Source organism: Microbacterium sp. AG238, assembly GCF_003610405.1.
Classification (GTDB): Bacteria; Actinomycetota; Actinomycetes; order Actinomycetales; family Microbacteriaceae; genus Microbacterium.
This window is the reverse complement of record NZ_RAQC01000003.1, coordinates 12,512-25,294: the sequence shown is the minus strand read 5'-3', so window position 1 is coordinate 25,294 and position 12,783 is coordinate 12,512. Positions and strand designations below refer to the sequence as shown.

Sequence of the window (12,783 nt, the reverse complement as noted above, 5' to 3'; positions counted from 1 at the left end):
GAAACGACCAGCCTAGGAACCTCACCTTGGTGAAACGGGGCGCGGGATGTAGCCGCCCGTCCAGCCGAGCCCCGCGCCCGCGGCGGGGCCCCTCGGCGTGATGAGCCGCTCGACCAGCGGAATCTGCGAGGTCGGCACGCTCACGCGACTGCGGAGAATCGCGATAGCGACGAGCGCGATGAAGCCCGACAGCATCTTGTCGATGATCGAGGTGAGGATGTTGGCCGAGAACGCCGCCGCCACGACCGGCAGCCCGAGACCGGCGATCGACGAGGTGACGTTGTCGGAGCCGTGACCGGAATACCCGCCGAACATGAGCACGCCCAGCGGAGCGCCCACCAGCGAGCACGCCACCGCGACAAGCAGCGTGAGATTGACGTAGCGGAACAGGTCGGTTCCCATTCCGAACCGGCGGATGCCGTACCCCCAGACGAGCGCCCCCGCGACATTGACGATCGCGAAGGGCGCGGCTCCGGGGGCTCCGACGACGAAACCGAACACGTTCGTGCTCAACCCGACGATGACCCCGGCCCACGGCCCGAAGATCATCGCCGCCACGCCGGTTCCGGCCATGTCGAGGTAGATCGGCAGGTGCAGCAGCTGCACCGTCGACATCCCGATGAAGTTGACGATGAGGCATCCGAGCATGATCAGCGCCTGCACGCGGCGCGACACGAGCGGATGCAGCGCCGCCAGCGGGGTCGCCGACAGCTGCGGCGTCGGACGCGGCGACGGCGGGAGGGCAGAGCCAGGCGCCGGGCGCGGGCGGGGCGGGGCGGCGACCCGCGGAGCGACGTCGTCGGGCCGGCGGGTGGCCTGATACCGACGGATCCAGCGATCGGCCTCATCGGTGTCGGCGCCCAGCGCGAGCACGATGTCGCGCAGCAGGCCGACATCGATCCGGGCCCGGCCCGGTCGAAAGGCGTCGTACACGGTGGTGCGCGGCGGCTGCGCGGCCGCGGGGTTCACGCCACGCTCCACCCGCAGCTGCGCGATGCGACGCACGAGTTCGGCGTACGACACGGGGCCTGCGGCATCCTTCAACGCGAGCAGATCTCGCGCGATCGCGTCGAGCGAGTCGGGCTCGCCGAATCGCGTCTCGTCCTCCTGCACAGACACTCCCCCAGCCTTGGTGCGATCGCATGTCGCAAACCGCATACGGGCGGTGACACCCCTCGCCTCGCGGCGCTCACTCTATCGATACCGGTCGCGATCGTGTTCGGGGTTGTTCGCACACGGCCGTCGCGGGCCTGAACGGCCGTTGTGATCGGGCGACCGATGCCAGCGTGAGATCGACGGCTCGCCGACTGGGGTGCGGGTCGCGATTCGCTCCCGATGAGGATCCATGAAGAAGAAACATCCCTCCCTCGCCGCGGCCTCCGCCGCGCTGATCGCGGCGACGCTGGTCGTCGCCGGCATGGCGCTCCCGGCGCATGCCGACGAGTCGGCCGGGGGCGCCGGTCCGGCGGGATCGGCCACCGCAACCGAGGCTGTCGAGGCGGCCGCGCCGACTGAGGCGGCGCCGGCGGCGGTCGAGCCGGTCGTCGCGATGCCGGTCGTCGCGATGCCGGTCGGAGAGCCGGACGTCGCCGAGCCGGACGTCGCCGACGCGGACGTTGCCGACGCGGCGCGTGTGGCGAGCCCGGCCGAGACTGACATGGCCGAGACTGACCTGGCCGAGGTCGTTGAGAACGAGCAAGCGTCGGGTGAGCTCGCGGCATCCGCATCCGCAGCCGCACCCGCAGCCGCAGCCGTATCCGCTCTCGTGAACGACGACGGGTCCGGCGCCGGTGACGATGACACCCCGGCGTCCCTGCCGCCGCACACGGGCGTCACGCTCGACATCCGCGTTGACGGCGCAGAGATCGGTGTCCACCCGCTCGACGAGCGTGGGCCCATCGAGCGCTACGAGCTGATCGTCCGCCCCGCCGACGGGAGCGAGCCGATCACGCGGACCGCGACGACGCGCACCGTCTTCGTCCTGACCGGGCTGAAGCCGGGCGCCTATGAGATCGAGGCGAGTCTGCACAACAGCTTCGGCTCGACCGGCGTCCGCGACGTCTGGTTCGCGGTTCCGGAGGTGCCCGGCGAGCCCACGATCACGATGCGCGACGGCGGCTCAACCGCCCTGATCGGCGAGATCTGGGCAGCGCCGCTGCAGAACCCCTATCCCGCGTCGGTGCACCCGTTCCGACTGCTGACCGCCTACACGGTCACTCTCACGGGCGGCGGCCGCACCGAGTCGCGCGAGGTCGACGACGTGCAGGGGCTGGGCCGCTTCGGCTTCACCGACCTCGAGCCGTCGACCACGTACACGGTGACGGTGACCGCCCACAACGCGGCGGGCCAGAGCGCTCCCGTCTCGGTGCAGGCCAGGACGGGTGCAGCTTCGGGCCCGGCAGCGCCCGACCCCGACGGTCTGAACGCAGACAACCGCGGCGGCGTCGTGGTGGACGGAACACCGGCGCCCGGCTCAACGGTGACGGCGAACGTCGGCCGCAACCTCGCGGGCGCGACGATCCACGGGTGGCTGTTCTCCGAGCCCCGCTACCTCGGCGTCGCCACCGTGACGGCTGAGGGCGCGGCGACGTTCGCGCTCCCCGCCGACATCCCGGCCGGTTCCCACCGCCTCGCCCTCGCCGCGGACGACGGCACCACGCTCGGATGGAGCCCCGTCGAGGTGCGCCCCGCCGATGTGACGACGCCGCCGGGGCCGGGCGGATCGCAGCCGGGGTCGGGTTCTGGGTCGGGGTCGGGGTCTGGGTCGGGGTCGGCGCCTGGGGCTGGCTCCGGGGCCGAGGCCGGCACGGGGGGCGCGGTCTCGGGCAACGGCGCTGCAGCCGCGGCGAACCCGGCGGCGGGTTCTGGGGCGGGTTCTGCTGCGGCCGAGCGGCGCATGCTGGCGGCCACCGGCGGAGAGGCGCCGTGGCAGCTGGCGATCTGGGGCATCGCATTCCTCGCGGCGGGGGCCGTGGCGATCGCACGACGACGGGTCGCCGACTGACGTCGTCGTCGTGACAAGACGTGCGGGGCACCGGCCATGGGGGGCGGTGCCCCGCACGTCGTCCATCCGGGTGCGGCTCCCCGGGGGTGCATCGGTGCGCGGTCACCGGGGCGCGCTGCCATCGGTGGTCTCTCCACCGCGTTGGCGTTCATCTACCCTGGCTGCATGAGCGAGCGCGAGCTGCGGTTTCCGGCCACCATCGGCGTCGAGGTGAAGGGCGAGACGTGGAGCTGCGTCGACATCCCGGGGTCTGCGGAGTTCTTCGGCACGAAGAAGACGGTGCGCGTCGACGCCACGATCGACGATGTGAGGCTGGAGAACGTCGGGGCGATGGTCACCGGCTCGGGCGGACACATGGTGTCGCTCAGCGCGAAGGTGCGGAAGCAGCTCGGCAAAGACATCGGTGACGCCGTCGACGTCGTGATCACGCCTCGGTAGAGCCTCCGCCTCCGCGCCCGCCGCCCATTCCTCCCCAATGCCGCGGCGCAGCGACCTTTCCTCAATAGAACGTATCTTCGATATGAATGTCGTACCCCACTGCCAAGATGGGTACATGCAAGCGAACGAGTCATCGAACGACGAACCGGATGCCGGCTCGTCCTGCTCGTCCGGCTCGTCGCTCGCGAGCCTCATCGATCGGGTGTCTGAGGCCGACGATCTGCTCCAGGATGCGCACATCGCGATGACGCGCGCTCTCGCCGAGGCGGGACGCAGCGCTCTGCGCCAGGCGGCGCGCTCGGCCGCGCGTCCCCGAGGCATGGGATCCGACATGGAGATGCGCTCGATCGCAGCAGAAGTCGCCGGAGTGCGACGGACGCACGATCGCCGCGCCCAGGGCGAGATCGACCACGCGCTGACCATCGTCGACGACTACCCCGCTGCCTTCGAGGCATGGCAGCATCGGCGCATCACCCGCGACCACGTCGACATGGTCGTCCGGATGGGCTGCGGTCTCGACGACGACATCAGACCCGAGTACGAGCGCCAGGCCATCTCGATCTGCGAGCGCGACATCGCATCACGGGTGCGCGAATCGCTCCGCAATCTCGCCGCGCGGCTGGGGTCCGAATCGTTCACCGAGCGGCACCGCACTGCGGCGGCGAAGCGAAGCGTCTGGGTGACGCACGGCGCCGACGGCATGTCCGAACTCGGCGCGAACCTGCCCACGGTCATCGCCACCGGCATCCACGATCGCCTCACCGCCATGGCGCATTCCGTCAAAGATGCCCGGTCAGCCGCAGGTGCCCCCTCGACCGACGATGCCGCGGCGAGTTCGACAGGTGTCCAAGAGGCGGATGTCACGGCCGGGGACGTCGCACAGCCCGATGTCCGCACGATGGATCAGCTGCGCGCCGATATCCTCGCCGACCTGTTGCTCGGCGGCGCTCCGATCGTCGACCCGACCTACGGCAGCGACGCCACGGGTCCGCTCGGCGCGATCCGAGCACAGGTGCAGGTGACGCTGACGTCCGAGACGATGAGTGGTGCCGATGACGCTCCGGCCGAGCTGCTCGGCGCTGCACTGATCGACGCCGACACGGCACGCGAGCTTGCCGGTCGCGCGAAGATCTGGAACCGCCTCTTCGTCGATCCGATCACGCGAACGCCGGTCGAAGTCGACACCTATCGGCCGCCCGCCGCGATGAGCCGACTGCTCAAAGCGCGAGATCAGCACTGCCGGTTCCCCGGATGCCGACGGGCTGCGATCCGCTGCGAGCTCGACCACACGATCGACTACGCCCGGGGCGGCCACACCCACATCTTCAATCTGGCCCACCTCTGCCAGCGCCACCATTCGATGAAGCAGTTCACGAGATGGGAGGTTCGGCAGGTCGGAGGCGGCGTCCTGGAGTGGGCCTCACCCCTCGGTCGGGTCTACCGCGAAGACGTTCCCGTTCCATCGGTGTGCTTTGTTCCCGATATCGGCAGCCCGCCGCCACCACCGGCGCTCGCGGCAAGGACCGGTGCACCGCCCGATGGGGCGCCACCCTTCTGACCCGACGCGCAGTTCCCGCGAGACCGACGGGATGCGCAGGGCGGAGGGCGGAGGGCGCCGGGCGCCGGGCGCCGGGAGATCACGCGCTGCGAATACGCTCCGCCTCAGCGAGCACGATGGGATCCTCGCATCCGCGGGCGAACCCGGCGATCCGCCGATCGATGTCCCGCTGCAGAATAGCCGCGCCGATGCGCTCCGCGAGCGGCGCGAGCCATGCCGGGCGGCAGGTGAAGTTGTAGCGCCACACCGCCAGCGTGCGCGATGGGTCACCGTTGACCGGACGGAACCGCCACCCGCCGCCCATCCTCGCGAAGAACCACGAGCCCTTCGTCATCCGCATCCCGACGTTCGACGGCGGGTTGCACGAGACGTACTCGCTCTCCATCGCGAGCCCGAACCGCTGGACCGTGTAGGTACGAACTCACGGATCCCATCGCTTGCGCACCTCGCCCTGCGTCTGCGACACCGCGAATGCAACGTCGACGGACACGGGAACGACGCAACGCGACTCGACGACCGGCATCCGCCCATCCAGCCCTTGAATCAACGGAGAATCATGCGCAGCGTCCCCCTAGGTCGGAGCAACATTCAGGTCCCCAACGTCGTCGCCGGCATGATGCGGATCGAGGACCTTTCCGGCGCCGACATCCGCGCCCTCTACGACCGCTGCCGCGAGGTCGGTGCCGACTTCTTCGACCACGCCGACCTGTACGGCTCGTCGCGCCACGCGTGCGAGCGGCGCTTCGCCGAGGCGCTCAACCTGACGACATCCGAACGCGACGAGATCACACTGCAGACCAAGACCGGCATCGTCGCCGATGACTGGCACTTCGACCACTCGTACGAGCACATCGTCACCTCGGCCGAGGAGTCGCTCGAAGCTCTCGGCACCGACCGCATCGACGTGCTGCTGCTGCACCGTCCCGACGCTCTCGTCGAGCCCGACGAGGTCGCCCGCGCCTTCGACCACCTCGAGTCATCGGGCAAGGTCCGCGCCTTCGGCGTCTCGAACCACACACCCCGGCAGATCGACCTGCTGAAGACGGCCGTGACCCAGCCGCTCGTGGCCAACCAGGTGCAGCTGTCGATCACGCACTCGACGATCATCGCCCAGGGACTCGCGTCGAACATGGCCGGCGAAGACGACTCGATCACGCGAGACGGCGGCGGGCTCGTCGACTACGCGCGCATCAACGGCATCACCCTGCAGGCGTGGTCACCGTTCCAGAAGGGCTTCTTCGACGGGGTCATCTTCGGTGCCGAGGAGTACCCGGAGCTCAACGCGAAGCTCGACGAGCTCGCCGCGAAGTACGGCGTCACCCCGACCGCGTGGATCACCCGCCACCCCGCCGGCATGCAGGTCGTGCTCGGCACCACGAACCCCCAGCGTGTGGCGGATGCCGCCGCCGGCAGCGACATCCCGCTCACACGCGGCGAGTGGTACGCGCTCATCCAGGCCGCCGGCCACAAGGTCCCCTGAGTCCGGAGCCCCGAGCCCGGAGCTACTCGCAGCCGATGCCGTCGCCGTCGCGGTCGAGGTGGCGCCCATAACCGGGGTCGCCCGCCCGCACGGGGGCGGCACCGGCGTTCCGAGCTGCCGTGCAGTTGTCGTAATACGTGGATGCCGCAGGCGCCTGCGCGGCGGGTGCCTGCGCGGCCGGCACCTGAGCCACCGGCGCTTGCGCAGACCGAGATGACAGCTGCCCCTCGAGGTCCGTGATCCGCGCGGCCCGGGCGTCGAGTTCGGTCTGCGACGCGGTCGCCGTGGCGAGGTCCTCGAGCGCTTCATCGAGATCGGCGCGGGCGTCGGTGAGCGCGGTGTCGTTCTCGACAGCAACCGTCTCCGCGTCGGCGACATCCGTCTCGAGCGAGGTCACCTGATCCTTCAGCGACGTCACCTCGGATTGAGCGCCCGCTCCGCCGGCCCCGCCACCGAGCAGCAGCCCCGCGACGAGCGCCGACGCCGACGTGATCAGCGCGGGAGAGCCGTCACCGCACCACGGATGCCCGGCCGGTGCGTCGCAATGCGGACCGGCGGCGTCGCGTTCCGCTCCGGTCAGGTGCCGCAGAACGTCTGGTAGCCCGCGGCGAAGTCCGCACCCGCCGGCTCGGCGTACCGCTCGGCGCCCGCGCGCGCCGTGAACGGCGTCGACAGCACGGTCGTCAGCCAGCCGAGAGGCTCGAGGTTCCCGTCCGTCGCCGCGGCGAGCGCCTCCTCCACGAGGTGGTTCCGCGGCACGTAGATCGGGTTCGCCGCATCCATCGCACCGACGTCCGGATCCAGCGCACGCCACCGGCCCAGCCAGCCGGCCAGCGCCGCGTCGCCGCCGAGAGCCGCCTCAAGACCGGCGGCATCGCCGCGCGCGGCATCCGACAGCGACCGGAACGTCGAGGTGTAGTCGGCGCGCACCCGCTCGAGCATCTCGTGGAAGTCGCCCGCCAGAGCCTCGACCTGCTCATCGGAGACCACTCGCGCACCGACGAGCCCCAGCTTGCGTCGCATGCCCGCCGTCCGCGCCTCGGCGAACCGAGGCCGGAACTCGGCCAGCACGCCCTGCGCCCGCTCGACGGCACGGTCGAGCTGGTCGTCGAACAACGGCAGCATCGCCTCGGCGAGGCGGGCGAGGTTCCACTCTGCGATGTACGCCTGGGCGCCATACGCGTAACGCCCGCCGGTGTCGATCGAGCTGTACACCGTCGCCGGGTCGTACGCGTCGAGGAAAGCGCATGGGCCGTAGTCGATCGTCTCGCCCGAGAGCGTCATGTTGTCGGTGTTCATGACCCCGTGGATGAAGCCGACCAGCATCCACCGGGCTATGAGATCGGCCTGCGCCGCCACAACGGCGCGGAACAGGCCCAGCGCGGGAATCTCGTCGTCCGCAGCCTCGGGGTGGTGCCGCCTGATCGCATAGTCGACCACCGCCCGCAGCACCGCGATGTCGCCCGTACCCCGCGCGAACTCGACACTGCCCACACGCAGGTGGCTCGAGGCGGTCCGCACCAGCACGGCACCGGGCAGCGCCGTCTCGCGCAGCACCTCACGCCCGGTCGCGACGACGGCGAGCGAACGGGTCGTCGGGATGCCGAGAGCGTGCATCGCCTCGCTCATGACGTACTCCCGCAGCATCGGGCCGACCGCCGCGAGCCCGTCGCCCGCACGCGCGAACGGCGTCGGCCCGGATCCCTTCAGGTGCAGGTCACGGAGCGAGCCGTCGGGTGCGATGATCTCGCCGAGCAGCAGCGCCCGCCCATCGCCGAGCCGCGGCGAGAAGCCGCCGAACTGGTGACCGGCGTACGCCTGCGCGACCGGCTGCGCGCCATCGGGCAGCGCAGCACCCACGAGAAAGTCGACCCCTGCGGGGCTGTGCAGGAACGCGGCATCCAGCCCCAGCTCGTCGGCGAGCGCCTCGTTGAGCACGAGCAGCCGCGGCTCGGGCGCCGGATCTGCCGACCACGGCCGCGCGAGCGCGGGCAACGCGTCGGCGAAGTCGTGCGACAGCGAGAGCGTGACGGGAGGCATGAACCGAGGCTACGCGGGCTGCGCCGCACCGGGGCCGGCGTGGCGGTCCTCCGGATGATCCGGGCAGGCCCGGGACAGCGGCAGTGAAACCGGCGCGTAACGCGCCGACACCGACAGGAAACGCTGTCCTGCCAAGCTCGGCGCATCCCCCGAGGACCGTGGGCTCGGAGCCCCACGAGAGCCTGCCGTCCTGAGTGCACCCGACCCAGGAAAGGGGCTGCTTCCGCATGCCTGCTCGACCATCGATCACCCTCGCGCCCGCCGTCGCCGGCGTCGTCGCACTGGCCGCGGCCCTCGCCGCGGCGCCGGCCGCGGTGGCCGCACCACCCAGCGCGACCTTCGCGATCGGCATCGCCGCCACCGCCACGGAAGGCGACCGGATCGACGTCGTCCTCACGGCGACCGACGTCGTCGACCTCTACGCCTACGATCTCGAAGTCTCCGTGCCCGACGCTCTGCTCGACTACGTCGACGGCACGGCCACAGGTCCCGACGGCGGCTTCACCGCCGCACGCGAGACCGCGAGCGGCACGATCACCGTCACCCACTCCCGCCTCGGCACCTCGCCCGGCCTCGCCTCCGACCCTGCCGCTCCCTTCACGCTCGCGACGCTCTCGTTCACCGCCGAGGGCGCCGGGACGGCCGAGGTCTCACTCCCGAGCGTCCGTCTCGTCGGCGGCACCGGCGAGACGGCGACGGCAACGGATGCCGCGACCGCCGACATCACGATCGCCGCTCTCCCCGTCGCTGAGCCCGAACCCGAGCCCGAGCCCGAACCCGAACCCGAACCGTCGGCGACCGCGCCCGTCGCGGGCTCCCCGGCTGCCGGATCCGGAGGTTCCGCCCCCGGCGGCGCCACCAGCGGATCGCTCTCGGCCACCGGCGGCGACGCGACGCCGATCGTGCTGGGCGCGGCGCTCGGCGCCGTTCTTCTCGCCGCGGGCACCGCTATCGTCCTGCGCCGCCGGGCGGTGACCGCATGAACCGCCGGCTGATCGTCCCCGCCGCCGCCATCGGCGCGCTGCTGACCTGCGGTTTCGCCGCACCCGCAGCTGCGGCGCCCGCCGTGGCCGCAGCGGCCGCACCTACCGCCGGGGCTCCGTTCCTCGCGCCCTACTACACCGAGCTCGACCTCACGGGCGACGACAGGATCACGACGGACGACCTCGCCGTTGTCGCGGCGTTCATCGGAAGCACCAACACCGACGCCGACTGGGCGGAGGCGGGAGCGTACGACCTCGACGGGGACGGTGCGATCACGGCATCCGACATCGCCCTCGTCTCCGAGCGAGCCATCTACGACGACGGTCCCTTCGAGATCGTCGAGGCCGACGTCGTGTCGATGCAGGCGGCGATGAACGCCGGGGTCGTCACGTCGGTCGAGCTCACCCAGCAGTATCTCGACCGCATCGCCGCCTACGACCGCGCGGTGATCGAGCCCGGTGGACGGCCGCTGAATTCGATCATCACGACCGGCGATGCCGCCGCCCTCGCTGCGGCAGCAGCAGCCGACACCGTTCGCGCCGAGAAGGGCATGACGAGCATGCTGCTCGGTGTGCCGATCGCGGTGAAGGACAACTACAACACCGTCGACATGCCCACCACGGCCGGCTGCGGCTGCTGGAACGACAACCGCACCGCCTCGGACGCGCACATGGTCGAAGGGCTTCGCGCCGACGGCGCGGTCATCCTCGCCAAGGCGAGCATGGACGAGTTCGCTATCAACCTGTCGTCGCAGTGGTCGGCCTACCAGCCGGCCGGCACCGCCCTCACCGTCTCGAGCCCCTACGCGACGAACCGCAGCTCCGGCGGATCGTCGGGAGGGACGGGCGCCGCCATCGCGAGCAACCTCGCTGCGATCGGGTTCGGCACCGACACGGGCGGCTCGATCCGCATCCCGTCGACCTACAACCAGCTCGTCGGCGTGCGTCCGACGGTGGGGCTCGCGAGCCGCGACGGCATCGTGCCGCTCGCGCTCTCGCAGGACACCGGCGGTCCGATGGCGCGCTCGGTCACCGACGCGGCGGTCGCTCTCGACGCCGTCGTGGGCGCCGATTCGGCGGATCCGGTGACAGCCCGCCAGGAGGGGCTCGTGCCCGCCAGCTACACCGCTTCGCTCGACGCCGACGCCCTCCGCGGCGCCCGCATCGCCGTGATCACGGGTCTGCCGACCGCGCAGAACATGGTCGGCACCAACGCCACGACGCAGCGCCTGTTCACCGCTGCGCGTGAGACGCTCGAGGCGCAGGGCGCCGAGGTCGTCGAGCTCGCGGCGCCCGACGGATTCAGCGGCATCCTGAGCGAGGGAAGCGGCAGCGCCGTCGAGTTCGGGTACGACCTGCAGGCCTACATCGACGACTACCTGAACCCGGCGGTCAGCGCTCGGAGCCTCGCAGCCATCGCGCAGTCGCCGAACGTCGCACCGAACCGCGGCTCATCGACGTACGGGCCGCGCTCGACCGTCACCCCGCAGCAGTACGAGGACTGGGCGGGACCGGCGGGATCGCACACGCTGCAGCTCGCCCGCGGAAAGCAGATCGTCACGGAGTTCCTCGACGCGAACGACATCGACGCGATCATCTATCCCAGCGGCACGCCCTACGGCACGGTCGGCAGCAACATGCGGCTGAGCCCGAACACGGGCCTTCCGGCCGTGACGGTGCCGATGGGCCAGGCGAGCGCGACCGAGCAGATCCCCGGTGCTGGCGTGAACCTCGAGTTCCTGGGACGCGATTTCGCCGAGGGAACCCTGCTGGGTCTGGCGTTCTCGTTCGAGCAGGCGACCGGCGCGCGGACGACGCCTGCGCTGTACGGACCGCTTCCGGCGGGCTGATCATTCCCGTGACGCGGGTGGCTCGTTTACACCCGCGTCACGGGAAGTTGATATGAAAGAGTGTCGGTCCCGTCGGGGCCGCGGAGAGAGAGCATGATGCGTCTGTCGGTCATCGGTTGCGGTTACCTCGGTGCGGTCCACGCCGCCGCGATGGCATCCATCGGGCACGAGGTCGTCGGAATCGACGTCGACGCGCGCAAGATCGCCTCGCTCTCGAACGGCGAGGCGCCGTTCTTCGAACCCGGGCTGCAGGAGATCCTGAGCGACGGCCTCGCCTCGGGCCGACTCCGCTTCTCGACCGACATGGCGGATGCCGCCGGCGCCGCCGTCCACTTCATCGGCGTGGGCACCCCGCAGCAGAAGGACGGCTACGCCGCCGACCTCACCTACGTCAACGCCGCTGTCGATGCGCTCATCCCGCACCTCGCCGAGGGCGACATCGTCGCGGGCAAGTCGACGGTCCCCGTCGGCACCGCCGCGACGCTCGCCGAACGCGTGACCCCCACCGGCGCCACCCTCGTCTGGAACCCGGAGTTCCTGCGCGAGGGGTGGGCCGTGCAGGACACCGTCGACCCCGACCGCCTCGTCGCGGGTGTTCCCGCCGGCGCCGAGGGCGAGCGAGCCGCCGACATCCTGCGCGAGGTGTACCACCCCTCGATCGCCAAGAGCACCCCGTTCATCGTTACCAACCTCGCCACCGCCGAACTCGTGAAGGTCGCCGCGAACGCCTTCCTCGCGACGAAGATCAGCTTCATCAACGCCATGGCCGAGATCGCCGAGGTCACCGGAGCAGACGTCACGACCCTCGCCGACGCGATCGGTCACGACGCACGCATCGGCCGCCGCTTCCTCGGGGCCGGCATCGGCTTCGGCGGCGGTTGCCTGCCCAAGGACATCCGCGCCTTCTCCGCCCGTGCCGAAGAGCTCGGCCGCGGCGAGTCGGTCGCCTTCCTCCGCGAGGTCGACGCGATCAACATGCGGCGCCGCGACCGCGCCGTCGACCTCGTCGTCAGCGCCTTCGGCGGATCGGTGTTCAAGAAGAACATCACGGTGCTCGGGGCCGCCTTCAAGCCGCACAGCGACGACACCCGAGACTCCCCCGCGCTCGACGTCGCCGTTCGCCTGCACGGCCTCGGCGCGTGGGTCACCGTGACCGATCCCGAGGCGATCGAGAACGCCCGTCGCATCCACCCGCAGCTGAACTATGTCGACGACCGCGACGAGGCCCTTCGCGCCGCCGACGCCGTCATCGTCGTCACCGAGTGGGACGAGTACCGTCGCGAGCTCGACCCGGCTCATGCGGCCTCCCTCACCGCCGGGCGGATCATCATCGACGGACGCAACTGCCTCGACGCCGACGCATGGCGCGCCGCCGGTTGGGACTACCGCGGCATGGGGCGCCCCTGACATACACCACACCGGCGAATCGG

General features: G+C 71.0%; 10 protein-coding genes and 1 pseudogene. 7 read left to right on the top strand and 4 right to left on the bottom strand.

All coding sequences use genetic code 11. From position 1 onward, the window contains the following. Positions 1 to 21: 21 nt before the first annotated feature. Positions 22 to 1,119: an ECF transporter S component gene (locus DEU36_RS15335; protein WP_120265211.1), complete on the bottom strand. Its 1,098-nt coding sequence runs from the start codon at positions 1,117 to 1,119 to the stop codon at positions 22 to 24. Positions 1,120 to 1,345: 226 nt separating this feature from the next. On the opposite strand from DEU36_RS15335, the gene DEU36_RS15330 reads away from it, so the two are divergent. From DEU36_RS15330 to DEU36_RS15320, 3 genes are all read left to right on the top strand, one after another. Next, the gene (locus tag DEU36_RS15330) at positions 1,346 to 3,004 is read left to right on the top strand and encodes a fibronectin type III domain-containing protein (RefSeq protein ID WP_120265210.1); all 1,659 of its coding nucleotides are present in this window, start codon (positions 1,346 to 1,348) and stop codon (positions 3,002 to 3,004) included. Positions 3,005 to 3,169: 165 nt separating this feature from the next. Then, the gene (locus DEU36_RS15325; protein ID WP_120265209.1) at positions 3,170 to 3,442 is read left to right on the top strand and encodes a DUF1905 domain-containing protein; all 273 of its coding nucleotides are present in this window, start codon (positions 3,170 to 3,172) and stop codon (positions 3,440 to 3,442) included. A 115-nt stretch (positions 3,443 to 3,557) separates the two neighbouring features. Beyond that, positions 3,558 to 5,000, top strand: a complete 1,443-nt coding sequence (locus tag DEU36_RS15320; protein ID WP_120265208.1) for an HNH endonuclease signature motif containing protein — start codon at positions 3,558 to 3,560, stop codon at positions 4,998 to 5,000. Between the two features lie 79 nt (positions 5,001 to 5,079). Here DEU36_RS15320 and DEU36_RS15315 read toward each other — a convergent pair. Next, a pseudogene (locus DEU36_RS15315) lies at positions 5,080 to 5,523 on the bottom strand (SRPBCC family protein). Positions 5,524 to 5,556: 33 nt separating this feature from the next. On the opposite strand from DEU36_RS15315, the gene DEU36_RS15310 reads away from it, so the two are divergent. Beyond that, entirely contained in the window at positions 5,557 to 6,480 is a 924-nt protein-coding gene (locus DEU36_RS15310) for an aldo/keto reductase family oxidoreductase (protein WP_120265207.1), read from the top strand. A 22-nt stretch (positions 6,481 to 6,502) separates the two neighbouring features. Here the strand turns inward: DEU36_RS15310 and DEU36_RS16375 are convergent, their stop codons facing one another. Next, complete coding sequence (locus DEU36_RS16375) at positions 6,503 to 6,898, bottom strand: excalibur calcium-binding domain-containing protein (protein WP_259455409.1); 396 nt, start codon at positions 6,896 to 6,898, stop codon at positions 6,503 to 6,505. Between the two features lie 158 nt (positions 6,899 to 7,056). Beyond that, positions 7,057 to 8,520 (bottom strand): YdiU family protein, encoded by a 1,464-nt coding sequence (locus DEU36_RS15300; protein ID WP_120265206.1) that lies wholly within the window; start codon positions 8,518 to 8,520, stop codon positions 7,057 to 7,059. 227 nt (positions 8,521 to 8,747) lie between these two features. Here DEU36_RS15300 and DEU36_RS15295 point away from each other — a divergent pair, with 227 nt between their 5' ends. The 3 genes from DEU36_RS15295 (at position 8,748) to DEU36_RS15285 (ending at position 12,760) form a co-directional block, all read left to right on the top strand. Beyond that, positions 8,748 to 9,503, top strand: a complete 756-nt coding sequence (locus tag DEU36_RS15295) for a cohesin domain-containing protein (protein ID WP_120265205.1) — start codon at positions 8,748 to 8,750, stop codon at positions 9,501 to 9,503. Then, on the top strand, positions 9,500 to 11,353 hold the full coding sequence (locus tag DEU36_RS15290; RefSeq protein WP_120265204.1) for an amidase family protein: 1,854 nt from the start codon (positions 9,500 to 9,502) through the stop codon (positions 11,351 to 11,353). The genes DEU36_RS15295 and DEU36_RS15290 overlap by 4 nt, the downstream gene beginning before the upstream one ends. Positions 11,354 to 11,449: 96 nt before the next feature. Continuing rightward, positions 11,450 to 12,760: a UDP-glucose/GDP-mannose dehydrogenase family protein gene (locus DEU36_RS15285; RefSeq protein WP_120265318.1), complete on the top strand. Its 1,311-nt coding sequence runs from the start codon at positions 11,450 to 11,452 to the stop codon at positions 12,758 to 12,760. Positions 12,761 to 12,783: the final 23 nt, after the last annotated feature.

Excerpts from the sequence above, each read along its gene's own strand:
- DEU36_RS15295 (WP_120265205.1), top strand. The coding sequence starts at position 8,748 with ATGCCTGCTCGACCATCGATCACCCTCGCGCCCGCCGTCGCCGGCGTC.
- DEU36_RS15330 (WP_120265210.1), top strand. The coding sequence starts at position 1,346 with ATGAAGAAGAAACATCCCTCCCTCGCCGCGGCCTCCGCCGCGCTGATC.
- DEU36_RS15325 (WP_120265209.1), top strand. The coding sequence starts at position 3,170 with ATGAGCGAGCGCGAGCTGCGGTTTCCGGCCACCATCGGCGTCGAGGTG.
- DEU36_RS15310 (WP_120265207.1), top strand. The coding sequence starts at position 5,557 with ATGCGCAGCGTCCCCCTAGGTCGGAGCAACATTCAGGTCCCCAACGTC.
- DEU36_RS15285 (WP_120265318.1), top strand. The coding sequence starts at position 11,450 with ATGCGTCTGTCGGTCATCGGTTGCGGTTACCTCGGTGCGGTCCACGCC.
- DEU36_RS15300 (WP_120265206.1), bottom strand. The coding sequence starts at position 8,520 with ATGCCTCCCGTCACGCTCTCGCTGTCGCACGACTTCGCCGACGCGTTG.
- DEU36_RS15320 (WP_120265208.1), top strand. The coding sequence starts at position 3,558 with ATGCAAGCGAACGAGTCATCGAACGACGAACCGGATGCCGGCTCGTCC.
- DEU36_RS15290 (WP_120265204.1), top strand. The coding sequence starts at position 9,500 with ATGAACCGCCGGCTGATCGTCCCCGCCGCCGCCATCGGCGCGCTGCTG.